Here is a 26491-nt window from a genome sequence, read left to right as displayed (position 1 = left end):
GGCCGTCGCTCCTGGGCCGCACCGCTCCGCGCCGTGGGGGTCGGCGGCGCCGGTGTCACGGCGCCGCCGCTCCCGAGCGGGCCCTGCCGAGTACGAACCGGTCCGCGCAGCGGTCCAGGACGCCGCCCGAGGGGTCGTCGCTGCCGTCCCAGCGGACCGGGTCGCGCTCCGGCAGGAGGATGTCGCGGACCACGATCCCGCACAGGTAGAGGGTGCCGAGGATGTGCACCAGGATCACCACGTGGTACCAGTCCGTGGGCAGGCCCTTCTGCTGCGGGCTGACCGTGAACGCCAGGTAGTACCAGATGCCCAGGAAGTAGACGACCTCGCAGGCCTGCCAGATCAGGAAGTCGCGCCAGCGCGGCCGGGCGAGCACCGCCAGCGGCAGCAGCCACAGGACGTACTGCGGTGAGTAGACCTTGTTCCAGAGGGTGAAGGCGGCGACCACCAGCAGGGCCAGCTGCGCCACCCGCGGCCGCTGCGGGGCGGCCAGCGCCAGCCAGCCGATGCCCAGGCAGCTGACGATCATCAGCGCCGCGTCCAGCAGGTTGATGGTCGAGACGCTCATCGACAGCCCGCGCTGTTCGAGGATCAGCCAGAGCGATCCGTAGTCGGCGCCGCGGGTCTCGCTGAAGGTGTAGAAGGTCTTCCAGCCCGGATAGGCGAGGATCATGAACGGCAGGTTGACCACCAGCCAGGAGGCCGCCCCGCCGGCCAGCGCCTTCCAGAACTCCCGCAGCCGCCCGCCGCGGAGGCAGAGCACCAGCAGCGGACCGAGGAGCAGCACCGGGTAGAGCTTGGCGGCCGTCGCCAGGCCGATGAACACCCCCGCCCAGACGGTCCGCTGCCGCGCCCACAGGGCCATCGCCACCGCGGCCAGGGCGACCGCGAGAAGGTCCCAGTTGATGGTGGAGTCCAGCGCCAGCACCGGGGCCACCGCGAAGAGGAGGGCGTCCCAGGGGCGGCGGCGATGGGTGCGCATCACGGCGATCACCGCGACGATCGCGCAGAGCATCAGCATCCCCGCGTTGACCATCCAGAAGACCTGCTCGCGGGAGACGTCACCGCCGCCGCCCGGCGTCAGCCAGGTCGCGACCTGCATGAACACCCCGGTCAGCACCGGGTATTCGAGGTACTGCAGGTGGGGGTCGGTGGCGTTGGGGATCCTGTCCAGGTACGGCACGTTCCCGGCCGCGAAGCCGCGCAGGGTGAACAGATGCGGGATGTCGCTGTAGCAGGCGTGGTCGTACTGCGCCGTGGTGCCGAAGAACCAACCCCCGTGGTAGCAGGGCATCTTCTGCACCATGCCGAGGGCGAAGACCACGATGGTGCAGACGGCCAGCACCCGCGCCGCCGTCCACCAGTTGACGCCGAGGAGGGCGCGCCTGCCGGGGGGACCGCCGAAGACCTCGCTGCCGGCGGCGGCGACCGGGTCCTCGTCGGCGGGGACCACGACGGTGTCCTCCGGCGGAGGGGCGTCCACCATCCCGTGCGGGGGGCCCGGCGTCGGGCCCGGGGTGGGGTCCTCCGGCGTCAATTCGGACTGGCTCCACGTCATGTCCGCCATCCTGCCGTACGTTCCTGAGCGTGCCCGCCCTTTCCCCCGGGAACAGCGGGAACAGCAGGAGCGGCCGGAACAGCAGGAGCGGCCACGGCGGGGTCGCCGTGGCCGCTCCGGGGGCCGTTACCCGACCGACGCCGGGTCAGCCGCCCCAGGGGCCGTGCTGCTTGGTGCTCGTCGCGGTCGGAGTACCGCTGCTGGTCGGCCCGCCGGTCGGCGTCGGTCCGCCGCCACCGCCGCCGCCCCCGTTCCCGGGCCCGCAGAACAGCACGCAGGTCGTCGGGCTGGTGGACGGTGTCGGGCTGTCCGTCGGCTTGCCGTGCCCGTTGCCCGGGGTGGGCGAGCTGGCCGAGGCCGAGGCCGTCGGCGTGGCGGTCGGGGTCGGGGCGATCGCCGGGGCGCCGAACTCGTCCGCGCCCTTGGGCAGCGCCGGGTTGGGCGTCGGGAACGGCGTGTTCCCGTAGTCGTTGATCGCCTTCATGTAGTCCACCCAGACCCCGGCCGGGAAGTTGCCACCGAAGGTCTTGGGCTGCCCGCCGACGCCCTCCATGCTCTCCAGGGTGGCCGCCTTCGGGTCCTCCTTGAACATGGTGATCGCGGTGGCCAGGCTCTTGGTGTAGCCGATGAACCAGGCCGAGTGGTACTCGTCGGTGGTACCGGTCTTGCCGGCCACGTACGGGCCGAGCGCCTTGGCCTTGTAACCGGTGCCGTCCGGGTTCTCCACCACGCCCTTGAGGACGTCGCTCACGGTGTCCGCGATGTTCGCCGCGATCGCCGTCTGGGCCTGCGGGATGGCCACGGACTCGACCTTGGAGCCGTTGTAGTCCACCTCGGTCACCGAGTACGGCTCGGTGTGCACCCCGGAGTTGTCGAAGGTGGCGTAGACCGAGGCCATCCGGATCGGCGAGATGGTCGAGGTGCCGATGTAGAAGCCGGCGCTGGGCTCGGCCATGGTCTTCGGCAGCACACCGAGCTTCTGCGCCACGTTGGCGACGTTCTGGTAGCCCACGTACTCACCGAGCTGCACATACGGCGTGTTGACCGACATCTCCATGGCCTTGCGCAGCGAGATGTACCCGTACGCGGTGGTCACGTCGTTCTTCTGGTGCAGCAGGCCGTCGTTGGTGCCGGAGCTGTCCACCGTGCCGGCCTGGTTGTTGGTGATGTACTGGCCGTTCTGGTCCTTGATCTTGATCTCGTCGTCGCCGTTGAAGCGGCTGTTGACGCCGATCTTCGAGCGCGGGGAGCCGGGGGAGAGGACCGCTCCGTCCTGCAGCGCGGTGGCCAGCACGATCGGCTTGAAGGTCGAACCGACCTGGATGCCGCTCGCGTTGGCGTTGTCCACGTAGTAACCCTGGTCGTATCCGGGACCGCCGTAGATCGCCTCGATCTTCCCGGTCGCGGGGTCCACCGAGGCTCCGCCGAACTGGACGTTCTTGTCGGCCTTGCGGGTCGGGGAGAGGCTGGCCTTGCGGGTCTTGTCCACCGCCGCGGTCAGCGCCGCGGTCTTCGTCTTGTCGAAGGTGGTGTGGATCGTGTAGCCGCCCTTGGCCAGGTCGGCATCGGTGATCTCGCCCTTGGAGTGGTCCTTCACATACTGGTTGGCCAGATCGATCATGTAGCCGGTCTGCCCGGTCTGCCCGGGGCTCTGCTGCCACTTGATCGTCTTCGGGAAGGTCGACGGGGTGTACTTGGCCCGCTGGTCCGGGGTCAGCCAGTGCGCCGCCACCATCCGGTCCAGCACGTATCCCCAGCGGGAGATGGCGGTCTGCTTGGCCGTGGGGTCGGTGTCGATGTTCTGGTACAGGCTCGGCTCGTTCACCGAGGCGGCCAGGAAGGCGCCCTGGGCCAGGTTCAGGCGGTTGGAGTCGACGCCGAAGTAGGCCCGCGCGGCGGCCTGGATGCCGTAGGCGCTGCGGCCGTAGTAGTTGGTGTTGAGATACCCGGCGAAGATCTGGTCCTTGGACATGTTGCCGGGCTGGCTGATCTTGATCGAGGTCAGGATCTCGTCGAACTTGCGGGTGACCGACTGGGTCTGGTTCTGGATGATCGAGTTCTTCACGAACTGCTGGGTGATCGTCGAACCGGACTGGACCTCGCCGCCCTCGGCCATGTGCAGCACGGCCCGGGCGATGCCGGTGAAGTCGACGCCGCTGTCCTTGTAGAAGTTGGCGTTCTCGGCGGCCAGGAAGTCGTGCTGGACGTCCGTCGGGACCTTGTCCAGCGAGACGTTCTGACGGTTCGTCGAACCCACCGTGGCCATCGTGGAGCCGTCGGCCCACTTGTACACGTTGCTCTGCTGCAGGGAGGTCGGCGACCAGTTGGGCACCGAGGTGTTGGCGTACGCGATGCCGACCAGGCCGGTCATCCCGCCGGCGCCGATCAGGAACGTGCCCAGCACCTGCTTCCAGGAGGGCACGAACCGGCGGACGCCGTGCTTCCCCCAGCGCGGGTAGTCGATGAACCGTTTCGGGGGCGGACCGCCGGGCCCGCCCGGTCCCCCGCCGGCGCCCCGGCCGCCACCGCCGCCGCGTCCGCCACCGCCGCGACCGCCGGACTGGGCGGCCCGGCGCATCTCGGCGCGGGTCATCCTGGGCTGGGCCATCGTCGGATCGGCACCGGGACCGGCCCGATGGCCGGCACCCGGCCCCTGGCCGTAGCCGCCGAAGGTGCCCGAGGCACCCGGGCCCCCCGGGCCGGCAGGCCCACCAGGCCCCCCAGGCCCCCCGACGGAACCGTTACCGGTGGCCGACGTTCGTCGGGGAGGCGGGGGCGCCGCTCGGCGACCTGAGGCCGGGCGCCCGACGCTCCGGCCGACGCCTCTGCCGCCGCCTCCGGACGGCGGCTGCTTTCGCCGGTGTTCGCTCATGCTTCCAGCTGCTCCTCGGACAGGTCCGCAGACCTAGACGCGGTCTTCCAGTTCCTCGCCCCGCGCACGGTCTGGCCCCGCGCGGGGTTCCCCCGGGTCGCCGGCCGCATAGGCCGCACCTCACCAAGGACGGGGACGCACCATACGCCCCTATGGTTCCCGGCGTTCTGCATAGCCGACAGAGTACGCAGGAGTACTAGGCGTCCAATCCGGCATCAACTGACAATCCGGGCAAACCCATCAGAGAACGGGTGTGGGGTTTTCGTCTGTCCGGCTCGCCCCGCACACACGGTGCCGTCGCCCCCCACCCTCCGGTCATGTCTTGCGGTCTCCGGGGGTCTCGTTCTATCGTCTCGATGTATCGGCTCGATACATCAGCTCGACATAAGAGCCGGCTGTGCGGAGAGGAGGGACACGGAATGAGCAGACGATCGGGGATCCTCGAGTTCGCCGTACTCGGCCTGCTGCACGACTCGCCGATGCACGGCTACGAGCTGCGGAAGCGGCTCAACGTGCTGCTGGGATCGTTCCGGGCGTTCTCCTACGGCACCCTCTATCCCTGCCTGAAGAGCCTGGTGGCGCAGGGCTACCTGATGGAGGAGAAGAATCCGGGCGACCCCTACGTCCCGGCCACGGCGATCAACGGCAAGCGGTCGAAGATCGTCTACCGGCTGACCCCGGAGGGGAAGCAGCGCTTCGAGGAGCTGCTCTCCGAGTCCGGCCCGGACGCCTGGGAGGACGAGCAGTTCGGCGTCCACTTCGCCTTCTTCGGCCAGACCGACCGCGCCGTCCGGATGCGCGTCCTGGAAGGGCGCCGCAACCGGCTGGAGGAGCGCCTGGAGCGGATGCGCTCCGCGCTCGCCAAGACCCGTGAGCGGCTCGACCGCTACACCTTGGAACTCCAGCGGCACGGCCTCGAATCGGTGGAGCGAGAGGTCCGCTGGCTGAACGAGCTGATCGAGACGGAGCGGGGCAATCGCGCGCCGCGCGGCGGCGACTCCCCCTGACGGAGTCGCGGAGCCCCCTCCGCTCACCCGCTCAACCGCAGTACGGCTTGACCGCACAACAGAGCACGTCAACAGGACGGGTCCGCAGCACCACCACGGCCCGGACCGTCCGTTTCAGCAACCAGCTGAGGCCTCGTCAAATCGGCGGAGCCTTGAGGACTTCACAGGGAGCAACCGGAATGGGTTCGGTTCGCGTAGCCATCGTGGGTGTGGGCAACTGCGCCGCCTCACTGGTCCAGGGCGTCGAGTACTACAAGGACGCCGACCCGACCGCCAAGGTCCCCGGCCTGATGCACGTTCAGTTCGGTGACTACCACGTCCGGGACGTCGAGTTCGTCGCCGCCTTCGACGTGGACGCCAAGAAGGTAGGCCAGGACCTCGCGCACGCCATCACGGCCAGCGAGAACAACACCATCAAGATCTGCGACGTACCGCCGACCGGCGTCACCGTGCAGCGCGGCCACACCCTGGACGGCCTCGGCAAGTACTACCGGGAGACCATCGAGGAGTCCGCCGAGCAGCCCGTGGACATCGTCCAGGCGCTCAAGGACGCCGAGGTCGACGTTCTGGTCTGCTACCTGCCGGTGGGCTCCGAGGACGCCGCCAAATTCTACGCCCAGTGCGCGATCGACGCCAAGGTGGCCTTCGTCAACGCGCTGCCGGTCTTCATCGCCGGCACCAAGGAGTGGGCGGACAAGTTCACCGAGGCCGGCGTGCCGATCGTGGGCGACGACATCAAGTCCCAGGTGGGCGCGACCATCACCCACCGCGTGATGGCGAAGCTCTTCGAGGACCGCGGCGTCGTCCTGGACCGCACCATGCAGCTGAACGTCGGCGGCAACATGGACTTCAAGAACATGCTGGAGCGGGACCGGCTGGAGTCCAAGAAGATCTCCAAGACCCAGGCCGTCACCTCCCAGATCCGGGACCGCGACCTGGGCGCCGACAACGTCCACATCGGCCCGTCCGACTACGTGGCCTGGCTGGACGACCGCAAGTGGGCCTACGTCCGCCTCGAGGGCCGCGCCTTCGGCGAGGTGCCGCTGAACCTGGAGTACAAGCTCGAGGTCTGGGACTCCCCGAACTCGGCCGGCATCATCATCGACGCCCTCCGCGCCGCGAAGATCGCCAAGGACCGCGGCATCGGCGGCCCGATCCTCTCCGCGAGCAGCTACTTCATGAAGTCGCCGCCCGTGCAGTACTTCGACGACGAGGCCAAGGAGAACGTCGAGAAGTTCATCCGCGGCGAGGTCGAGCGCTGATCGACCGACCCACCGTCGGTGAGCCGGGGTCGTGTTTCACGTGAAACACGACCCCGGCTCGTTGCGCGTGCGACCCCGTTCCGGCGCTGTTTCACGTGAAACAGCGGGAAACCGGGTCGGACGGCGCCTCGCGCCCGGGCGCGTGAACTGACACCCTGGGGGCGTGGTGATCAACGTCGCCCCGCTTCGCCTCCCGGCGTTCCGGCGCCTCCTCGCGACCCGGCTGCTCTCCCAGCTCGCGGACGGGGTCTTCCAGGCCGCGCTGGCCGCCTATGTCGTCTTCTCCCCCGAGCGGCAGCCGACCCCCGGGGCGATCGCCTCCGCCTTCGCGGTGATGCTGCTCCCCTTCTCCCTGGTGGGCCCGTTCACCGGAGTCCTCCTCGACCGCTGGCGCCGCCGCCAGGTGCTGCTGTACGGAAACCTGCTGCGGCTGCTGCTCTGCCTGGCCACCGCCGCCGTACTGGCCGGCGCCCCGCCCGCGGTCTACCTGGGCGCCGCTCTGCTGGTCACCGGCGTCAACCGGTTCGTACTCGCCGGACTCTCCGCCGCCCTGCCGCAAGTGGTCCCCGAGGAGCAGCTGGTCGCGGCCAACTCGATGGCCCCCACCCTGGGCACCCTCGCCGCAGCACTCGGCGGCAGCGCTGCCGTCGCCGTCCACCTGGTCCTCCCGCCCGGTTCCGGGGCGGACGCCACCCTCCTCGCCGGTGCCGCGCTCGGCTACGGCTGCTCCTCGCTGGCCGTCACCACGCTGGGGCGGGACGCCCTGGGGCCGGTCGCGGTCACCGAGGGAACGGCCACCGCCGAGGGAACGGCCGCCGCCGAGGGACAGCCGGCCGATCCGCCCGCCTCGCTCGGCGTGCTGCTCTCCGCGGACGCCGCCGCCCTCCTCGCCGGGGTCCGCCATCTGCTGCGGGAGTGCCGCCCGGCCGCCTTCGCCCTGGGCGCGGTCACCGCCACCCGGTTCTGCTACGGCCTGCTACTGGTCTGCCTGCTGATGCTGTGCCGGAACACCTTCGCCGACCCGGGAGACCAGAGCGCCGGCCTCTCCCTCCTCGGCCTCGCCGTCGGCGCCTCCGCCCTCGGCTTCTTCGCCGCGGCCCTCCTCACCCCCGCCGGAGCCCGCCGGTTCGGCGCCGACGGCTGGCTGCTCGGCAACCTGCTGGCGGCGCTGGTCCTCACCCCGGCGCTCTGCCTCTTCTTCTCCTACGGGCCGATGCTGCTGGGCGCCGCACTGATCGGCATGGTCTCCCAGGCGGTCAAGATCAGCACCGACACCCTCGTCCAGTCCACCGTGGGCGACGCCTACCGGGGCCGCGTCTTCGCCGTCTACGACGTGCTGTTCAACGCGGCCCTGGTGGCCGCGGCCGCGGCCGCCGCCCTGCTGCTGCCGGCCAGCGGCCGTTCGGCGCCGCTGATCCTCTTCGCCACCCTCCTCTACGGCGCCACCGCGGTGGTCTACGGCAGCGCCACCGCCGGCCGGCGCCGGAACGGACGGCCGGCCGGGGACCAGGAGGCGGTCAGCCCCGGCTCTCCCACCAGCGCCTGAGCTCGGACACCGCGTCCTCGTAGGCCATCGGCCCGTTCTCCAGGCGCAGTTCCAGCAGGTAGCGGTAGGCCTCGCCGACCTCGCGGCCCGGCTTGAGGCCCAGGATCTCCATGATCTGGTTGCCGTCCAGGTCCGGGCGGAGGGAGTCGAGCTCCTCCTTCTCCTGGAGCTCGGCGATCCGGTTCTCCAGCCCGTCGTAGGCACGGGCCAGCGCGGCCGCCTTCTTCCGGTTGCGGGTGGTGCAGTCCGAGCGGGTCAGCTTGTGGAGCCGGCTGAGCAGCGGACCGGCGTCCCGGACATAGCGGCGCACCGCCGAGTCCGTCCACTCGCCGGAGCCGTAGCCGTGGAAGCGCAGATGGAGCTCGACCAGCCGGGAGACGTCCGCGATGATCTCGTTGGAGTACTTGAGCTCGCGCAGGCGCTTTTTGGCCATCTTGGCCCCGACCACCTCGTGGTGGTGGAAGGAGACCCCGCCGCCGGCCTCGAACCGCCGGGTGCGCGGCTTGCCGATGTCGTGGAGCAGGGCGGCCAGCCGCAGCGTCAGGTCCGGGCCCGACTCGCCCTCCAGGGCGATCGCCTGGTCCAGCACGGTCAGGCTGTGCTCGTAGACGTCCTTGTGCCGGTGGTGCTCGTCCCGCTCCAGGCGGAGCCCCGGCAGCTCCGGCAGCACCCGGTCGGCCAGCCCGGTGTCCACCAGCAGCCGCAGACCCTCCCGCGGACTCGCGGACAGCAGCAGCTTGTTGAGCTCGCCCTGGATCCGCTCGGCGGAGACGATGTCGATCCGGCCGGCCATGTCGGTCATCGCCTCGACCACCTCGGGCGCCACCGAGAAGCCCAGCTGGGAGGCGAAGCGGGCGGCCCGCATCATCCGCAGCGGGTCGTCCGAGAAGGACTCCTCGGGCGTGCCCGGGGTGCGCAGCACGGCCGCCGCGAGGTCGTCCAGGCCGCGGTGCGGGTCGATGAACTCGACCTCGGGCAGCGCCACCGCCATCGCGTTCACCGTGAAGTCCCGGCGGGCCAGGTCCTCCTCGATCGAGTCCCCGTAGGAGACCTGCGGCTTGCGGGAGTCGCGGTCGTACGCCTCGGAGCGGTAGGTGGTGATCTCGATCTGGAAGGAGCGGTCGGTGCCGGAGCCGTCGGTGGCCCGCACCTTCTTCTGCGCCCCCACCGTGCCGAAGGCGATCCCCACGTCCCAGAGCGCGTCCGCCCACGGCTTCACCAGGGCGAGGATCTCCTCGGGCCGGGCGTCGGTGGTGAAGTCCAGGTCGTTGCCGAGCCGTCCCAGCAGCGCGTCCCGTACCGAGCCGCCGACCAGGGCCAGCTTGAAGCCGGCGGCCTGGAAGCGGCGCCCCAGCTCGTCGGCGACCGGATAGACGTTCAGAATCTCGTCCACGGCCCGGTTCCGGGTACGAGTGGGCGTCCGGGCGTCGGCGGAGGCGGCCGAGCCGGCGGTGTCGGCGGAGTCGCTGAGGTTTGGCACGACTCACTAGGGTACGTGGCTGCGCCACCGGCTCGGCCCCGGCCACGGCAAGTCCCGTGCGGAGTCCGCGCGCGGGTGGCGAGAGGCCGGTGGAGATGCCCCGTACGGGCGCTTCCCAAGCGCTGGGCAGGCACTACTGCCCCGGGAACGTCGTTACCATGCAGAGCACTCCGAATGGTAGGCACTAACGGCACGGCAGGCATCGAGCTACTTCCGACAGCTATCGAGGACGGACGAGGGCACGTGGGCGAAGGGGCACAACCGGCCGGTGGCGCGTGCGGGGGGACGGCCTCTCCGCGGACCCTGAGGAGCCGGCGGACCCGCCGACCGCACGGCGCGGTGCTGCGCCGTCCGCGGCCGGTCCTCTCCGGGGCGGTGGCCCTGGTGCTCGCCTGCCTGGCCGGCGCGGCCGGCCTGACCCCGGGCGCGCAGGCGGCGACCCTCAGCGCCGCCACCACGCCGGGCGGGTCGGTCGGGGCCGGCGGCTCCGGCGCGACCGGCGGCTCGGCGACGGCGATCGACGCCTCCGCGTCCGCGGTACCGGCCAAGGCCCCGGCGAAGTCGTCCACCCCGCAGATCGCCCTGGGCAGCATCACCCCCAACGCCCCCCGCAAGGGCTCGACCCTCCAGATCCGCGGCAGTTTCACGGCGGGCGCCGCCGCGGTCCGCGGCGCCTCGGTCGGCCTGCGGGTCGGCGGCAACCCGCTGAGCGGGCGGGCCTCGATCGCCGCGGTCGCCGACGGCCACTCACCGGCCGGGGCGGAGGGCGCCCTGCTGGCCAAGCCCACCACCCGGCTGCCCGACCTGGTGCCCGGCCAGTCCGCGGACTTCACCCTCAGCGTCGCCGCCGACTCCCTCAACCTGGGCCCGGACGGCGTCTACGAGCTGACCGTGGAGGTCTTCACCGGCGGCACCGGCAACCCCAGCCGGACCACCGCCGTCCACACCTTCCTGCCCTGGTTCCCGAGCTCCTCCGGGGTGCGGCCGACCAGGATCGCCACCCTCTGGCCGCTCACCGACGCCCCCCGGGTACAGGCCCAGACCTATTCGCCGTCCGGGAACGACGCCCAGACGCCGGTGCTCACCGACGACTCGACCGCCGCCGAGATGGCCCAGGGCGGCCGCCTCGACCAGCTGGTCTCCCTCGGCAGCGGGCTGCAGTCCAACAACATCCCGGTGACCTGGGTGGTCGACCCGGACCTGCTGGACACCGCGCACACCATGTCCACCGGCTACCGGCTGACCAAGGGCGACGACTCCCAGGGGGCCCGTGCGGACAACACCGCCCAGGGCAGCGGCGGCGGCAACGCCGCCAACTGGCTGAGCGCCACCCAGAGCGCGGTGCAGGGCCACGAGGTGGTCGCCCTCCCGTACGCCGACCCCGACCTCGCCTCGATCGCCCACAGCGGCGTCGGGTCCAGCGCGCTCTCCGGGGAGCTGACCAAGTCCGTGACGGCCGGCCAGTTCACCGTGGACGGCCGCCTCCAGGTCTCCGCGAACGACACCGTGGCCTGGCCCTACCAGGGGTACACCGACACCTCGATCGTCGGCGCCGCCCACCGGGCCGGGGACCGGACGGTGATCGTCAACGGCGCCAGCATGCCGAACTCCTCGTCGCTGAACTACACGCCGTCCGCGGCCCGCTCGATCGGCTCCGGGATGACCGCGGTCGTCGCCGACCAGGCGGTCTCCGACATCTTCTCCGGGGACCTCTCCACCCAGGGCGCCCAGACCCTGGCCGAGCAGCGCTTCCTGGCCGAGACCCTGATGATCACCCTGGAGCTGCCCAGCACCCAGCGGAGCATCCTGGTCACCCCGCCGCGCCAGATGTCGGCGGGCGCCGCGCGCGCCCTCAGCGCGGGCCTGGAGTACGCGGTGCAGGGCAAATGGGCGGCCGGCACCTCGCTCAAGTCGGTCAGCCAGGCGGATTCGGGGGCGGCCACCAACCACACCGTCCCGCCGGTCTCCGCGTACCCGTCGGCGGCCCGGGCCGGCGAGCTCTCCCGGGCCACCCTGCAGCAGGTGATGGGGGTGCAGAGCAAGCTCGCCCTGCTGGAGAAGATCCTCACCCTGAAGTACCGCGTGATCAATCCGTTCTCCACGGCCATAGCGCGTTCGGTCTCCACCGCCTGGCGGGTGTCGCCGTCCGCCGGGGACGCCTACCGCTCGTCCATGCAGGCCTATCTGGCGAACCTGCAGTCCGCCGTCAAGATCCTGCCGAAGTCCGACCTCAAGCTCACCGGCACCAGCGGCACCATCCCGGTGACCGTCCAGAACGACCTCCAGCAGCCGGTGAACGGCCTCCGCCTGGTGCTCAGTTCGAGCAACTGGCTGCGGCTCAACATCAGCCAGGCGCAGGACGTCAGCGTGGCCGGCGGCGGCCGCAACACGACGTACTCCTTCAAGGCGGGCGCCCGCGCCAACAAGGGCGTCGAGGTCACCGCCCAGCTGTACACCACCGCGGACAACCACCCCTTCGGATCGCCGATCACCTTCGAGGTGAACGTCACATCGGTGACCGGCGGCGTGGTCTGGGTACTGGCCATCGGGGGACTGCTGGTGGTCCTCGCCGGACTGCGGATGTACGGGCAGCGGAAGAAGCGGGCAGAACGGGGCGAGGGGCCCGACGAGGACCCGGAGGCCCCGCTCGACCCGGACGCCCCGCTGGACCCGGACGCCCCGCAGGCCCCGAGCGACGGCGACGAGCCTGGCAGCGGCGACCGGACGGCTGACGGCCCCACCGGGGATCATGGTCCCCGAATCGGGACCGAAAGCCGGGGGTAGCCACCACCGGATGAGAAGGTAGGTGTCGGGTTCGAGAAGGACGAGAAGGATTGGTGCGCTCTCGCCGCTCGACCCGACCCAGTAGTACCGGAACCGGAGAGGCCACATGAGCGCGGCGCCGCACGACGGCAGGACCCACCAGGGCGGAGGCGACCCCTCCCGCCGGCGGCACGGTCCCGCCGATCGGCCGGAGGACGCCGATCCCCGTCAGGCCGATCCACAGGCCGGGGCGGACCCCTACCTGGACGAGGCGTACCGCCACGACCCGTACGCCCAGAACCCGTACGCCCAGGGCGGCTACCCGTACCCGCAGCCGGACCAGCACCAGCAGGGTCAGCCGCAGCCGCCGCACCAGGCGCAGCAGCCCCCGCACCAGGACCCGCAGAATCCGTACGTCCAGCCGGGACCCCCGCAGGACCCGTACCAGCAGGACTACCGGCAGCCGGGCTACCCCGAGCAGCAGTCCCCGCAGGGGTACGCCCAGCCTCAGCCGTCGCACCAGCCGCAGCCGTCGCACCAGCCGCAGCAGCCCGGCTACGGCGGCGAGCAGCCCTACCCCGCTCCCGGCCCCCAGGAGGGCTACCCCGAGCAGGGCGGCTACCCGCCGCAGCCCGGATACGGCTACCCGCAGCAGCCCGGCTACCCCGAGCAGTCCGGCTACCCGGCCGGCCCCACCTCGGACCACTCCGGCTACGGCCCGGCCACCGAGTACCGGGCCGGCCACGCCCCCGACTACCAGGGCGACTACCACGGGCAGGAGCTCGGCGTCGACGCCCTCCTCTCCGGCCACGGCCAGTCCGGCCCGCCCTCCGCTCCCGTACCGGGGCAGGCGCCGGGCCACACGCCGGGCCAGGCCCCCGGCCAGGACCCCTACGAGTTCCTCTACCGGGACGCCGGCGGCTCGGGCGCCAGCCCCATCCCGGAGACCGACACCGGCTGGTCCGGCCACCCCGGGCAGCCGGCCCCCGGCTCGGAGTTCCTCGACCCGCACGGCAACGACTACGCCCGGGACTACGAGGAGACCTACCAGCTCCACTACGCGCCCAGCTTCTACGGCGGGGCCGCGGGTGACATAGCGGCCGAGTCCACCGGCTCCATCCCGGTGATCGAGCTCGACGGCGACCGCCCCTCCGAGGGGGCCGCCGAGGGCAAGGCCAAGGGCAAGGCCGGCTCGCTGCTCAGCTCCAGCGCGCTGATGGCGGCCGGCACCCTGGTCTCCCGCGGCACCGGCTTCGTCCGGACCATGGTCATCGCGGCCGCGATCGGCGTCAGCGGGATGGGCGACTCGTACCAGATCGCCTACACCCTGCCGACCATGGTCTACATCCTGGTCGGCGGCGGCGCGCTGAACGCCGTCTTCGTCCCGCAGCTGGTGCGGTCGATGAAGAACGACAAGGACGGCGGCGAGGCCTACGCCAACCGGCTGCTGACCCTGGTCGTCTGCGGACTGGCCGGCGTCGTCTTCGTCATGGTGCTGGCCGCGCCCCTGCTGGTCAGACTGCTCTCCGCGTCGGTGATGTCGACGCCGTCCAGCGCCGATGTGACGGTGTCGCTGGCCCGCTACTGCCTGCCCACGATCTTCTTCATGGGCGTCCACGTGGTGATGGGCCAGATCCTCAACGCCCGGGGCCGGTTCGGCGCGATGATGTGGACCCCGGTGCTCAACAACATCGTGGTGATCTTCACCTTCGGGATGTACATCTGGGTCTTCGGCACCTTCCGGCACTCCCAGGTCACCCCGGCCACCATCTCGCCCGAAGGGGTCCGCCTCCTCGGCATCGGCACCCTCCTCGGCCTGGTGGTGCAGGCGCTGTCGATGATCCCGTACCTCCGCCGTTCCGGGCTGCGCTTCCGCCCCCGCTTCGACTGGCGGGGGCACGGCCTCGGCCACGCCGCCAAGCTGGCCCGCTGGACCTTCCTCTTCGTGCTGGCCAACCAGGTCGGGTACATGGTGGTCACCCAGCTGGCCACCTCCGCCGAGAAGGCCGCCTCACGGCAGGGCTTCGCCGGCGCCGGTCTGGCCGCGTACTCCAACGCCCAGCTGATCTGGCAGCTGCCGCAGGCGGTGATCACCGTCTCGGTGATGAGCGCGGTGCTCCCGCGGATCTCCCGGGCGGCCTCGGACGGGGACGCGGGGGCGGTCCGCGACGACATCTCCTATGGACTGCGCACCTCCGCCGTGGCGATCGTGCCCTGCGCCTTCGTCTTCCTGGCGCTCGGCCCCTGGATCGGCTCGCTGATCTACGGACTCGGCTCCAGCGGGGGCGGCGGCCGGTCCATCGGCTTCATGCTCTCCGCCTTCGCCCTCGGCCTGATCCCGTACTCCGCCCAGTACGTGCTCCTCCGCGGCTTCTACGCGTACGAGGACACCCGGACGCCCTTCTACAACACGGTCTGGATCGCCGCGGCCAGCGCGGTCCTGTCCGCCCTCTGCTACGTGGTGCTGCCCTCCCGCTGGGCGGTCACCGGCATGGCCTTCGGCTACGGCGTCGCCTATCTGATCGGCGTGCTGGTCGCGGTGCCCAGGCTGCGGCGGCTCCTCGGCGATCTGGACGGCAGCCGGATCCGGCGCACCTACGTCCGGCTGATCGGCGCCAGCATCGTGCCGGCGATCGCCGCCTTCCTGATCGCCCGTCTGGTGGAGGGCGCGATCGGCGGCGGCCTCTTCGGGACGCTGGCCACCCTGCTGGCCGGCCTGCTGGTGCAGGGCGGGCTCTTCCTGCTGATCGCCAACCGGATGCGGATCGAGGAGCTCAACTCGCTGCTCGGGATGGTTCGCTCACGTTTCGGTCGCTGATCCTCGACTCGAACGCGCGGGTCGTCAGCTTCGGCGACGACGCCTTCGGAGGAATCCCCGGAAATCCTCACACCGCGCCAAACCCCTTGCCGCAGAAGGTAAGAGATGATTTCGGGCAACGTTCCGCGGCACTCGCGGGTCGTACTCGGGTGAGATGAGTGGGCACAATTGTGCTCGGCCCGCCGCCACCACTGCGGGTCTGGGCAGCAGGGGAGGCAGGGACACGGTGTCGGAGCGCATCAAGGCCACCGCTGACGTTCCGTCAGCAACCGCACCGGCGGATCAGCCGCAGGGCGATCCGATGGTGGGAGTGGCCCCGATCCGGCACAGCGGAGACCGCATCGCCGGGCGCTACCGCCTGGAGGAGTGCATCAGCCAGGCCGGCGTCTTCACCAGCTGGCGGGCCGTGGACGAGAAGCTCAGCCGCGCGGTCGGCGTCCACCTCCTCTCCTCCGGCAACCAGCGCGCCCAGCAGGTGCTGGCGGCGGCCCGCTCCGCGGCCCTCTTCGGCGACCTCCGCTTCGTCCAGGTCCTGGACGCGGTGGAGAGCACCACCGAGCCGGCCAGGCCGGCCCAGGAGGACGACGGGCCGGCGGACGGCCCGCAGCCGGACGGCCCGCAGCCCGACGGCGCCCTGGTGTACGTGCTGCGGGAGTGGCTGCCGCGGGCCACCGACCTCGGGACCCTGATCGCCCGCGCGCCCCTGGAGCCGCACGAGGCGTACCAGATGATCCGGCAGGTCTCGGACGCCATGGCCGCCGCCCACCGGCGCGGGATGGCGCATCTCCGGCTCACCCCGTCCTGCGTGCTGCGCTCCGAGACCGGCCAGTACCGGATCAACGGCCTGGCCGTGGACGCCGCCCTCCACGGCCTGAGCGCCGAGCCCGGCCGGCCCGGCGCGGCCGACGCGGCCGACGGCCCGGCGGAGAGCGCGGAGGTCCGCGACACCCGGGCCATGGGCGCCCTCCTCTACGCCTCGCTCACCGGCCGCTGGCCGACCGAGGAGGACCGGTACGGCATTCCCGGGCTGCCCAGGGGCACCGGCGAGGCCGCCCCCGACCAGATCCGCGCGGGCGTCCACCGCGGTCTCTCCGATCTCGCCGCCCGCTGCCTCTTCAGGGATCCCGGCCGCCGTCTGGCCCCCATCACCACCCCCGCCGAGCTGGCCGACGCGGTGGCCGAGCTGCCCCGGATCCGCCCGCCCCAGCCGGCGACCGTGACCGGCGCCGCCTCCGCCCCCGGGCTGACCTCCGGGGTGTCCGGGGTAGCCTCGCCACTCGCGCCGAACGCCGCGCCCGGCCGCGGCGGCGGCCACGGCTACCCGGGCTACGCCGGCGGCGGCCAGGGAGCCCCGCCGCGGAGCGCCCCCACCGGCCCCCGCCGGCCCTGCCCGGCCGTACCGGCAAGGCGGTGAAGTGGACGGTGGGCGCGGTTCTGATGGCCGCGATCGGACTCGGCAGCTGGGGCCTGGCCGAGACGGTCCTCCACAACGGCGACCGCGCCCGCAACGCCGTCCAGTCCGACACCTCCACCACCGGCCCCACCGACCACCGCACCCCCGGCCAGGCGCTGAGGATCTCCGCCGCCCAGGAGTTCTCCCCGCTGGCCCCGCCGATAGCGGGCGGAGACGTCCACTTCGCGATCGACGGCAAGAGCGCCACTCCGTGGATCACCTCCCACTACGACGGCTATCCCGACTTCGGCAACCTCCCCTCCCGCAAGGAGGGCGGCGGAATCTGGGTGGACCTCGGCTCGGTCCAGCGGGTCACGGGGGTGGAGGTGGACTTCCCGGTCGCCGGCCAGTCCGTCGACCTCCGTGCCCTGCCCAAGGACGCCGGTGACCCCTCCGGAGCCGATCTCAGCTCCTGGACCAAGGTGCTCAGCAAGTCCGGCCAGGCCGGGACCACCCTGGACGTGACCCTCCCGCACCCCGTCCAGACCCGCTACGTCCTGGTGCATCTGAGTGCGCTGCCGCCGATGCCCGGCGGCGGCAGCACCTATCGGGGCGGGATCTCCGAGATCAAGGTCTTCGGTCGGCCGGGCGCCTGATCGCCGACTTGATCTCGAACCGGCCCGTGGGGCTGACGGGCGGCGCCGGGAGATGGCAGTCTGGAGCCGCCGGAGAGACCGGCAGCACAGCCGCCAGGGACAGCAGGGGGGAGGCCGGATGGCAGTGACGAGCGGACCGGCGTCCGGACCGGCGTCCGAGGAGCCCGCGCCGTCCGACGCCGAACTGCTGGCCCTGCACATCGCCGGGGAGCACGAGGCCTTCGGCGAGCTGGTCCGCCGGCATCGCGACCGGCTGTGGGCGGTGGCGCTGCGCACCATCGGCGATCGCGAGGAGGCCGCCGACGCCCTCCAGGACGCCATGGTCGCCGCCTTCCGCGCGGCGCACACCTTCCAGGGCCGTTCCGCCGTCACCACCTGGCTCCACCGGATCGTGGTCAACGCCTGCCTGGACCGCGCCCGCCGCTCGGCGGTGCGCCAGACCCGTCCCCTGGAGGACGAGCAGAGCCTGGACGCCGCGGTCGAGCCGGCCGAGGGTGCCGACGTCTCCGCCGAACGCAGCGAGGTGCGCCACGAGGTGGCCGCCGCCCTCGCCCTCCTCCCGGTGGACCAGCGGGCCGCCCTCGTCCTGGTCGACCTCCAGGGGTACTCGGTGAGTGAGGCGGCGGCGGTGCTCTCGGTGCCCAACGGCACGGTGAAGAGCCGCTGCGCCCGCGGGCGCGCCCGGCTCCTTCCTCTGCTCGCCCATCTCCGGGCGAACGCGGTCCCCCCGGACGCTGTTTCACGTGAAACGGGCGCGGTTTCACGTGAAACAGAGCTGCCGCCCCGGCCGCCCCTCCACGCGGTCCCGCAGACGGCTGTTTCACGTGAAACAGCCCCGCATGGCACCGAACGGACCACGGGTAGGAACCACGGAGGCGGTCCGTCCGTCCCACCACCGCAGGACCACCGTCGAGACGCGCGGAGCACAGGAGGTGACACGTCGGCATGACGGCGATGCCCACGGGCGACAGCCCCTTCGACGCCGACGGCCACCCCTCCGTGGAGGCCATCTCCGAGTACACCGAGGAACTGCTGCGGCCGGACCATGCCGAGCGCGTCGGCGCGCATCTGGCGGACTGTGCTCCCTGTACGGAGACCCACACCGCCCTCGGTGAGATCCGCGACCTCCTCGGCCGGAGCTCGGCCCCCCGGCTGCCCGCCGACGTCTCCGGCCGGATCGACGCGGCACTCGCCGCCGAGTCCCTCCTCGCCGCCGAGCTGCCGGACATCACCCCCGAGGAGCTGGCCGCCCTGGAAGGAGCGGACGAGGACTCGGCGGTCACCGGACTGATCGCCGCCGAGGAGGCCCGGGCGGCCGAGGAATCGGACCTCCCGATCGACCCCGCATGGGTCCGGGCCCTCATCGGCTCCGGCCTGCCGGCGCCCGAGCAGCCCCAGCCCGGGCAGGAGCGGCAGCCGACGGCGCCGCAGGACGACCCGCAGTCCGGGACGGCCGACCACCCCGACGAGCCGAGTCGGCCGGTCGAGCCGGGCGAGGACGACCGGCGGGAGCCCACCGGTCCGCGCCGCGAGGCCGGCTCCGCCGCCGGTCCGCCGCCACGCCCCGCCGGTTCGCCGAGCGGCCCCCGGGACGGGCGTCCGCCGCGCGGCCCCCGCCGCTTCCGCCGGGGCAGGGTCGGCCTCCTCGCCGGAGCGGGACTCGCGGTGGCGGCGGCCGTGATCGGAGTGGTCGTCAGCAGCCTTCCGCGGCCCGCCCCTTCCGGAGGTGCCTCCTCTGCCGCGGTACGGGCGTCCGGCCCAGGCGGCTCCGGCAGCTCCGCCGGCTCCGGCAGCCAAGCGCCCGCCGTCACCGCGGCCGGCATCCCGCAGGTGGTGACGCAGATGCTGAGCGACTCCGCCGCCCCCTCCACCCCATCCAACGGCGCCATGCAGCCGCACACCGCGGCGGGCGGCGGCTCCACCGGCTCCACCGGGGGCACCGCCGGCACGCGCTCTGCTCCGGCGACCGCCGCCACCCCCGCGACCACCCCGCCCGGCTGTGTCCTCGCGGCCACCGGACGGACCGGGACCCCGCTGGCCGTCGAGCCCTTCTCCTACCGCGGCGACTCCGCCGCGGGCGGCCCGGTGCCGGTGTATGTGGTGGTCTACTCGTCCGACTCGGCCGCCGCCGTCGACGCCTATGTGGTCCCCGCCTCCTGCTCCGGCGGCGTTCTCCTCCACCGGGAAGTCACCCGTCCCTGACCGGCTTTCCCCGTGCCGCTGCACGTCCGCCCGTGGGAATGCGGGAGACTGGGTATCCGTTGTGCCGGGTGAACGCAGTCGCCGGACGTCGACGGAGAGTCGACGGGCACAGCGACCGCGGTCGGCGACAACCTAAGACCGCAGAAGAAGAGCGAAGCAGCAGCCTCCCCCGCGGGCCGTGTCCACGGCCCGTCGCCGTCACAGGAGATCGAGTGAGCGACGTCCGCAACGTGATCATCATCGGGTCCGGCCCGGCCGGTTACACGGCTGCGCTGTACACCGCCCGCGCCTCTCTGAAGCCCCTTGTCTTCGAGGGCGCCGTGGAGGCCGGCGGCGCGCTGATGAACACCACCGAGGTCGAGAACTTCCCCGGCTTCCGTGACGGCATCATGGGTCCCGACCTGATGGACGGGATGCGCGCCCAGGCCGAGCGCTTCGGCGCCGAGCTGATCCCGGACGACATCGCCGCGGTCGACCTGACCGGTGACATCAAGACCGTCACCGACTCGGCCGGCACCGTCCACCGCGCCAAGGCCGTGATCGTGGCCACCGGCTCGCAGCACCGCAAGCTCGGCCTGCCGAACGAGGACCAGCTCTCCGGGCACGGCGTCTCCTGGTGCGCCACCTGTGACGGCTTCTTCTTCCGCAACCAGCACATCGCGGTGGTCGGCGGCGGCGACACGGCGATGGAGGAGGCCACCTTCCTCTCCCGCTTCGCCGAGACCGTCACGATCATCCACCGCCGGGACACCCTGCGGGCCAGCAAGGCGATGCAGGACCGCGCCTTCGCCGACCCGAAGATCAATTTCGCCTGGAACAGCGAGGTCGCCTCGGTGAACGGCGAGGGCAAGCTCTCCGGCGTCACCCTCCGGGACACCGTCACCGGCGAGACCCGCGAGCTCCCGGTCACCGGCCTCTTCATCGCCATCGGCCACGACCCGCGCACCTCGCTCTTCAAGGGCCAGCTGGACCTGGACGACGAGGGCTACCTCAAGGTGTCGGCCCCCTCGACCCGTACCAACCTCCCCGGCGTCTTCGCCGCCGGCGACGTGGTGGACCACACCTACCGCCAGGCGATCACCGCCGCCGGCACCGGCTGCTCCGCCGCGCTGGACGCCGAGCGCTACCTCTCGGCGCTGGCGGACAGCGAGCCCGCCGAGCCGGAGAAGGTCGCCACCGTCTGACCCGTCGCCCCACGAAGCAGACCGACCGCCCCGACCGACCGTTTCACGTGAAACACCGCGCCACCCGCGCGGCATCATTCCCCTAGGAGAAGCCGTGGCCAGCGAGCCCATCACCGTCACCGACTCCACCTTCGACGACGAGGTGCTGAAGAGCGACAAGCCTGTGCTGGTCGACTTCTGGGCCACCTGGTGCGGCCCGTGCCGTCAGATCGCCCCGGTCCTCAAGGAGATCGCGGCGGAGCACGGTGACAAGCTCACCATCGCGAAGATCGACATCGACAACAACCCGAGCGTTCCGGCGAAGTACGGCGTTCTCTCCATCCCGACGATGAACGTCTACCAGAACGGCGAGGTCGTGAAGACCATCGTCGGCGCCAAGCCGAAGGCCGCCCTGCTGAAGGACCTGGCCGAGTTCATCTGAGCCGTCCTCGCTGCCGGCGAAGGCCCGCGCCCCTTATGGGGCTGCGGGCCTTCGCCGTTCTCGCGGTTTCATCGTTTCGCCGTTTCACGTGAAACAGCCTCAGCCCCCGAGCGGCCGCAGCGAAGGCTCCTTCTGCACCGCGCCCAGCAGCCGCTCCAGCGCCACCTCCACCTCGGCCCGCCAGGAGACGGTGGACCGCAGCTCGAGTCGGAGCCGGGGGTAGCGCGGGTGGGAGCGCACCGTCTTGAAGCCCACCGCCAGCAGATGCTCGGCCGGCAGCACACAGGACGGGGTCTCCCAGGCCGCGTCGCCGAAGGCCTCCACCGCCCGGACCCCGCGCCGAACCAGGTCCTTGGCCACCGCCTGGACCAGCATCCGCCCCAGTCCCTGCCCCTGGTAGTCCGGCAGGATGCGGGAGGTCATCAGCAGCACCGCGTCCGGCGACACCGGACTGGTCGGAAAGGCCAGGCTGCGCGGCACATAGGCCGGAGGGGCGTAGAGGACGAAGCCGGCCGGCACGTCGTCGACATAAGCGATCCGCCCGCAGGCGCCCCAGTCCAGCAGCACCGAGGAGATCCAGGACTCCTTCTCCGTCTCGGGCTTCCTCGATCGCACCGCCGCCTCAGCGCTGACCGGGTCCAACTCCCAGAAGAGACACCCGCGGCAGGTGCTCGGCAGATCCACGAGATTGTCCAGGGTCAACGCGGCCAGCCTGCGTCCCACCAACTGCCTCCCTCACCAGCGCCCGCATCCGCTCCCGGTCACGCCGCAGGCTGCCGAAGTAGCCTCCGACACCGCCAAGGCCGACCCCCATGGCCACCAGCGCCGCCCTGCCCAGAGCACCCATCGTCCCGGCCCCTCCCCGTCATCTCCGCCGGAGTGGTTTCGGGGGCATCGTAGCCACGCTGACACCGATTCAACGTACAAGCGGCGGGCCTGGTTTCACGTGAAACCGTGAAACCAGGCCCGCCGCCGCACACCGGATGATCCGGGAGATCACTCCGCGTGGGGCGCATCCCCGTCCGGGGCGTCCGGGGACTCCCCGTCCGACCCCTCCTCGTCCTGCGCCGCGAGCTTCCGCTCCTCGCCGGGCGCCAGCGAGGTGATGATCCGGTTGAGGTCCTCCACCGAGGCGAACTCGACCACGATCTTTCCGCGCTTCTGACCGAGCTCCACCTTCACCCGGGTGTCGAAGCGGTCGGAGAGCCGGGAGGCCAGATCGGCCAGCGCAGGGGAGAGCCGTCGGCCGGCCCGCGGCCGACGCGCCTTCCGCTCCGCCCCGGAACCGTCCATCCCCTGCACGGCGACGATCTCCTCGACCGCCCGCACCGACAGCCCCTCGGCGACGATCCGGTGCGCCAGCCGGTCCTGCTCCTCGGCCTCCTCCAGCGAGAGGAGCGCCCGCGCATGGCCGGCGGAGAGCACCCCGGCCGCCACCCGCCGCTGCACCGCGGGGGAGAGCTTCATCAGCCGCAGGGTGTTGGAGACCTGGGAGCGCGAGCGCCCGATCCGGTCCGCCAGCTCCTCGTGGGTGCAGGAGAAGTCCTTCAGCAGCTGGTCGTAGGCGGCGGCCTCCTCCAGCGGGTTCAGCTGCGCCCGGTGGAGGTTCTCCAGCAGGGCGTCGAGGAGGAGCTTCTCGTCGTCGGTCGCCCGGACGATCGCCGGGATCCGCTCGAGCCCGGCCTCCTTGGACGCCCGCCAACGGCGCTCGCCCATGATCAGTTCATAGCGCTCGGGCCCGGCCTGCCGGACCACCACCGGCTGGAGGAGCCCGACCTCCTTGATGGACTGGACGAGCTCCGCCAGCGCCTCCTCGTCGAAGACGTCTCGCGGCTGGCGGGGGTTCGGGGAGATCTCCTCCAGCGGGATCTCCGCGAAGTAGGCGCCCTCCACCGGCCGCATCCCCGAGGCGTCCACGGCGATCTCCGGGGCGGCCACCCCGCCACCGTTCGCTCCCGCGGCGCCGCCGTTCACCCCCGCACCGGCAGCGGCAGCGCCGCCGGGCGCGGTCGGCGCCGGGACGCCCGCCGAGACGGCCGCGGGCGCGCCATGGGCGCTTCGGCCCGCGACCCCGTTCGGGCTCTCGCTCTCCACCAATCCGGCGACCTTGGCCGCAGCCACCCCGCGCTCGGGCGCCAGCACCGGGGCCGACCCGGGCGCACCGCCGGACGATCCGTCGCTGCCGGCAGCCGCCGGGATCAACGCCCCGAGCCCGCGGCCCAGTCCCCGTCGACGCTCACTCACCGGTTGCCCTCCATCGTGCTCTGCTCGTGCAGTGGCTGCGCCTGCGCCACGACCGACTGCTGATACTCACCCTGCACCGCCGGCTCGGCGGTTTCGGCATCGTACGGGACGGCTCCCGTTCCGTCCGCCCCGCGCAGCGCCATCTCCCGGGCGGCCTCCAGATAGGAGAGCGCCCCGGTGGAGCCGGGATCGTAGGTCAGTACCGTCTGCCCGTAGCTCGGGGCCTCGGAGATCCGCACCGACCTCGGGATGCTGGTCCGCAGCACCTCGCTCTGGAAGTGGCTGCGCACCTCCTCGGCGACCTGGGCGGCCAGCCGGGTCCGGGCGTCGTACATGGTCAGCAGGATGGTCGAGACATGCAGCTGGGGGTTGAGGTGCGCCCGCACCAGCTCCACGTTCCGCAGCAACTGGCCGAGCCCCTCCAGCGCGTAGTACTCGCACTGGATGGGGATCAGCACCTCCCGGCCGGCCACCAGGGCGTTCACCGTCAGCAGCCCGAGCGACGGCGGGCAGTCCACCAGCACATAGTCCAGCGGCTGCTCATAGGCGGCCAGCGCCTTCTGCAGCCGGCTCTCCCGGGCCACCAGCGAGACCAGTTCGATCTCCGCACCGGCCAGGTCGATGGTGGCCGGCACGCAGAAGAGGCCCTCCACGTCGACCACCGGCTGAACCACCTCGGCCAGCGGCTTGCCCTCCACCAGCACGTCGTAGATGGACGGCACCTCGGCATGGTGATCGATGCCGAGCGCGGTGGAGGCGTTCCCCTGCGGGTCGAGATCGACCACGAGCACCCGCTGACCATGCATGGCCAGCGAGGCGGCCAGATTGACCGTGGTCGTGGTCTTCCCCACCCCGCCCTTCTGGTTGGCGACGACCATCACCCGGGTCTCGGCGGGGCGCGGCAGCGCCTCGCTCACCTTGCCCATGGTCTCCACCGCACGCTGGGCGGCTCGGGCGATCGGTGTGTCATCGGCGAGCGGAGTCGTCTCCGCGTCATGAGGGACCGGTGCCTGGATGGGATCCTGCATGGGAGCCAGTGTTTCACGTGAAACCGACCCGGTTTCACGGGGCGCCCGGTGCAAGGGAGTTGCGGTGGGCGGAGCGGTGGTACGGGGACCGGGGACGGGCTCCGCCAGTGCGCCGTGCCCGGGATACTTCTCGGACGTCACGGGCGTGTTCCCCTCTCTTTGACGCGGCTTGCCGTTGGCATCATCGCGCAGAGACGGGGGTCGATGTGGAGCTTGTGGCTCATTCGACCGCGTGTGGAGCAGATCTTCACCCGCTGGACGGGTGGTCCGCGCCGCAGCGCGGCTCCGGGACAGGATTCCAGGAAGCAGAGAGCGCCGTTTCACGTGAAACAGGCTGCCGAGAATGTCGTCCTATCTGACGGTGCGACACTCCGCCCCGGCCCAAGCTCGCCCGTTCGGCCCTCGAACAGGACGATCCGGGAGCGACCAGAAGCGGCCGGGACGGCGCCGGAGCGGCCCGGGTCGGCACTGGAGCGGCCCGGGTGGGCGCCGGGGTCGGCCCGGCCCGACGGTGTTTCACGGTTTCACGTGAAACACCGCCCGCCCGCCCGGTCAGCGCCGACGTCGCGAGCCCCGGCCCCGGTTCGCCGCCGCCCGCCCGGCCCGCACCGCCTTGGCCCGCCGGGCCGCCGCCTTCACCCCGCCGGGGCTCTCGCCGACCTTCACCCGCACCACATGGGTGGGCGTCTCCACCAGGCCGTCGCCGGCCCGCACCACCGACCACTCCTCGGCGCCGAGCTTCTGCAGCGCGGCCCGGGCCGAAGCCAGCTCCTGCTCGGCGGCGTCCCCCTTGAGCGCCAGCATCTCGCCGTACGGCCGCAGCAGCGGGATGCCCCAGCCGGCCAGTCGGTCCAGCGGGGCCACCGCGCGCGCGGTGACCACGTCCACGGCCAGCTTGCCGATCATCTCCTCGGCCCGGCCACGCAGCACGGTGACGTTCTCCAGGCGCAGCTCGCGAACCACCTCCTCCAGGAAGTTGGTCCGCCGCAGCAGCGGCTCAAGAAGGGTGATCTCCAGGTCCGGACAGGCGAGCGCGACCGGGATGCCGGGCAGCCCCGCCCCCGAGCCCACATCGCAGAGGGACACCCCGGAGGGCACCACGTCCGCCAGCACCGCGCAGTTCAGCAGATGGCGGTCCCACAGCCGGGGAACCTCGCGCGGCCCGATCAGCCCGCGACGCACGCCGGCGTCCGCCAGCAGTTCGGCGTAGCGCACCGCCCGGCCCAGGTTCTCCCCGAAGACCTTGTGCGCCGAGGCGGGCGGGGCCGGGGCCTCCTGCGGCTCCGGCGCCCCCTGCGACTTCGGCGGCCCCTGCGACTTCGGCGGCCGCCGCTCCCGCGGGGTTCCCGGGCCCTGCTCCAGCGGATCCATGGCAGGCACAGCGGGCACTCCTCTCAGCTTCTCTTCAGCTCAGCACAACCGGCGACGGCCCCGCCTGCCAGGCAGGCGGGGCCGTCCGCAACTCGCTCGTCATCGCGTCCCAGTCCGGGCGACACCCAGTCTGGGGCATCGCTCTCACACCGGCAGTACGACGACCCGCCGCTGCGGTTCCTCACCCTCGGACTCGCTGCGGAGCCCGGCCGCCGCCACGGCGTCGTGCACCACCTTGCGCTCGAACGGGGTCATCGGGCGCAGCTTCACCGGCTGCCCGGACTCCTTGGCCTCCTCGACGGCCTTGGCGCCCAGGTCGGTGAGCTCGGACCGCTTGCGCGCCCGGAAGCCGGCGATGTCCAGCATCAGCCGGCTGCGCTCACCGGTCTCCCGGTGCACCGCGAGCCGGGTCAGCTCCTGGAGCGCCTCCAGGACCTCCCCGTCCTCACCGACCAGCCGCTGGAGCGACCGCTGGGCGCCGCCCTCACCGACGATGGACACCGAGGCGCGATCGCGCTCCACGTCCATGTCGATGTCCCCGTCGAGGTCAGCGATGTCCAGCAGCCCCTCCAGGTAGTCCGCTGCGATGTCGCCCTCCTGCTCCAGCAGGGCGACCAGGTCCTGGTCGCCGCCCGCGGCGGGCTTGGTGCTGTCAGTGCCTTCCGTCACGGATCGGCTCCTTCAAT

19 protein-coding genes are annotated in these 26491 nt (G+C 72.0%); 11 read left to right on the top strand and 8 right to left on the bottom strand.

Annotation, left to right across the window (positions count from 1 at the left end):
• Nucleotides 1–55 precede the first annotated feature (55 nt).
• Nucleotides 56–1486, bottom strand: a complete 1431-nt coding sequence (locus BS73_RS19700) for a glycosyltransferase family 87 protein (RefSeq protein WP_037580278.1) — start codon at nt 1484–1486, stop codon at nt 56–58.
• Between the two features lie 217 nt (nt 1487–1703).
• Complete coding sequence (locus tag BS73_RS19695) at nt 1704–4166, bottom strand: transglycosylase domain-containing protein (RefSeq protein ID WP_235215463.1); 2463 nt, start codon at nt 4164–4166, stop codon at nt 1704–1706.
• A 683-nt stretch (nt 4167–4849) separates the two neighbouring features.
• Between BS73_RS19695 and BS73_RS19690 the strand changes: the two genes are divergently transcribed.
• The 3 genes from BS73_RS19690 (at nt 4850) to BS73_RS19680 (ending at nt 8245) form a co-directional block, all read left to right on the top strand.
• Nucleotides 4850–5437, top strand: a complete 588-nt coding sequence (locus BS73_RS19690; protein WP_084704204.1) for a PadR family transcriptional regulator — start codon at nt 4850–4852, stop codon at nt 5435–5437.
• A 179-nt stretch (nt 5438–5616) separates the two neighbouring features.
• Nucleotides 5617–6699 carry an inositol-3-phosphate synthase gene (locus tag BS73_RS19685; protein WP_037574357.1) on the top strand — a complete coding sequence of 361 codons (1083 nt, stop codon included), beginning with the start codon at nt 5617–5619 and terminating at the stop codon, nt 6697–6699.
• A gap of 163 nt (nt 6700–6862) precedes the next feature.
• On the top strand, nt 6863–8245 hold the full coding sequence (locus BS73_RS19680; RefSeq protein WP_051940127.1) for an MFS transporter: 1383 nt from the start codon (nt 6863–6865) through the stop codon (nt 8243–8245).
• On the opposite strand, the gene BS73_RS19675 is transcribed toward BS73_RS19680, so the two are convergent.
• Nucleotides 8217–9638 (bottom strand): CCA tRNA nucleotidyltransferase, encoded by a 1422-nt coding sequence (locus BS73_RS19675; protein WP_037580273.1) that lies wholly within the window; start codon nt 9636–9638, stop codon nt 8217–8219. The genes BS73_RS19680 and BS73_RS19675 overlap by 29 nt on opposite strands.
• Nucleotides 9639–10064: 426 nt before the next feature.
• Between BS73_RS19675 and BS73_RS19670 the strand changes: the two genes are divergently transcribed.
• From BS73_RS19670 to trxA, 8 genes are all read left to right on the top strand, one after another.
• A complete protein-coding gene (locus tag BS73_RS19670; protein WP_051940126.1) occupies nt 10065–12509 on the top strand; it encodes a DUF6049 family protein in 2445 nt (814 codons plus the stop codon).
• Between the two features lie 106 nt (nt 12510–12615).
• On the top strand, nt 12616–15306 hold the full coding sequence (murJ, locus tag BS73_RS19665; protein WP_063837024.1) for a murein biosynthesis integral membrane protein MurJ: 2691 nt from the start codon (nt 12616–12618) through the stop codon (nt 15304–15306).
• A gap of 301 nt (nt 15307–15607) precedes the next feature.
• On the top strand, nt 15608–16720 hold the full coding sequence (locus tag BS73_RS19660) for a protein kinase family protein (RefSeq protein WP_051940125.1): 1113 nt from the start codon (nt 15608–15610) through the stop codon (nt 16718–16720).
• The gene (locus BS73_RS19655; protein WP_152617659.1) at nt 16717–17355 is read left to right on the top strand and encodes a discoidin domain-containing protein; all 639 of its coding nucleotides are present in this window, start codon (nt 16717–16719) and stop codon (nt 17353–17355) included. The genes BS73_RS19660 and BS73_RS19655 overlap by 4 nt, the downstream gene beginning before the upstream one ends.
• Nucleotides 17356–17473: 118 nt before the next feature.
• On the top strand, nt 17474–18304 hold the full coding sequence (sigM, locus tag BS73_RS19650) for an RNA polymerase sigma factor SigM (protein ID WP_084704202.1): 831 nt from the start codon (nt 17474–17476) through the stop codon (nt 18302–18304).
• The gene (locus tag BS73_RS19645) at nt 18301–19557 is read left to right on the top strand and encodes a hypothetical protein (RefSeq protein WP_037574344.1); all 1257 of its coding nucleotides are present in this window, start codon (nt 18301–18303) and stop codon (nt 19555–19557) included. The genes sigM and BS73_RS19645 overlap by 4 nt, the downstream gene beginning before the upstream one ends.
• Before the next feature lie 212 nt (nt 19558–19769).
• Entirely contained in the window at nt 19770–20741 is a 972-nt protein-coding gene (gene trxB / locus BS73_RS19640) for a thioredoxin-disulfide reductase (protein ID WP_037574341.1), read from the top strand.
• Nucleotides 20742–20835: 94 nt separating this feature from the next.
• Complete coding sequence (trxA, locus tag BS73_RS19635) at nt 20836–21162, top strand: thioredoxin (protein ID WP_037574338.1); 327 nt, start codon at nt 20836–20838, stop codon at nt 21160–21162.
• Nucleotides 21163–21261: 99 nt separating this feature from the next.
• Here the strand turns inward: trxA and BS73_RS19630 are convergent, their stop codons facing one another.
• The 5 genes from BS73_RS19630 to BS73_RS19610 all read right to left on the bottom strand — a co-directional run bounded on the left by BS73_RS19630 (nt 21262) and on the right by BS73_RS19610 (nt 26474).
• Nucleotides 21262–21885 carry a GNAT family N-acetyltransferase gene (locus tag BS73_RS19630; RefSeq protein WP_037574335.1) on the bottom strand — a complete coding sequence of 208 codons (624 nt, stop codon included), beginning with the start codon at nt 21883–21885 and terminating at the stop codon, nt 21262–21264.
• 273 nt (nt 21886–22158) lie between these two features.
• Complete coding sequence (locus BS73_RS19625; RefSeq protein ID WP_084704201.1) at nt 22159–23406, bottom strand: ParB/RepB/Spo0J family partition protein; 1248 nt, start codon at nt 23404–23406, stop codon at nt 22159–22161.
• Nucleotides 23403–24434 (bottom strand): ParA family protein, encoded by a 1032-nt coding sequence (locus tag BS73_RS19620; RefSeq protein WP_051940124.1) that lies wholly within the window; start codon nt 24432–24434, stop codon nt 23403–23405. Before BS73_RS19620 ends, BS73_RS19625 begins: the two co-directional genes overlap by 4 nt.
• Nucleotides 24435–24986: 552 nt before the next feature.
• Nucleotides 24987–25814, bottom strand: coding sequence for a 16S rRNA (guanine(527)-N(7))-methyltransferase RsmG (rsmG, locus tag BS73_RS19615; RefSeq protein ID WP_235215462.1), 828 nt, complete (start codon nt 25812–25814; stop codon nt 24987–24989).
• Nucleotides 25815–25949: 135 nt separating this feature from the next.
• On the bottom strand, nt 25950–26474 hold the full coding sequence (locus tag BS73_RS19610; RefSeq protein ID WP_037574332.1) for a Jag family protein: 525 nt from the start codon (nt 26472–26474) through the stop codon (nt 25950–25952).
• Nucleotides 26475–26491 lie beyond the last annotated feature (17 nt).

The sequence above is a fragment of the Phaeacidiphilus oryzae TH49 genome, assembly GCF_000744815.1.
Lineage (GTDB): Bacteria > Actinomycetota > Actinomycetes > Streptomycetales > Streptomycetaceae > Phaeacidiphilus > Phaeacidiphilus oryzae.
This window is presented reverse-complemented; position numbering and strand designations above follow the sequence as displayed.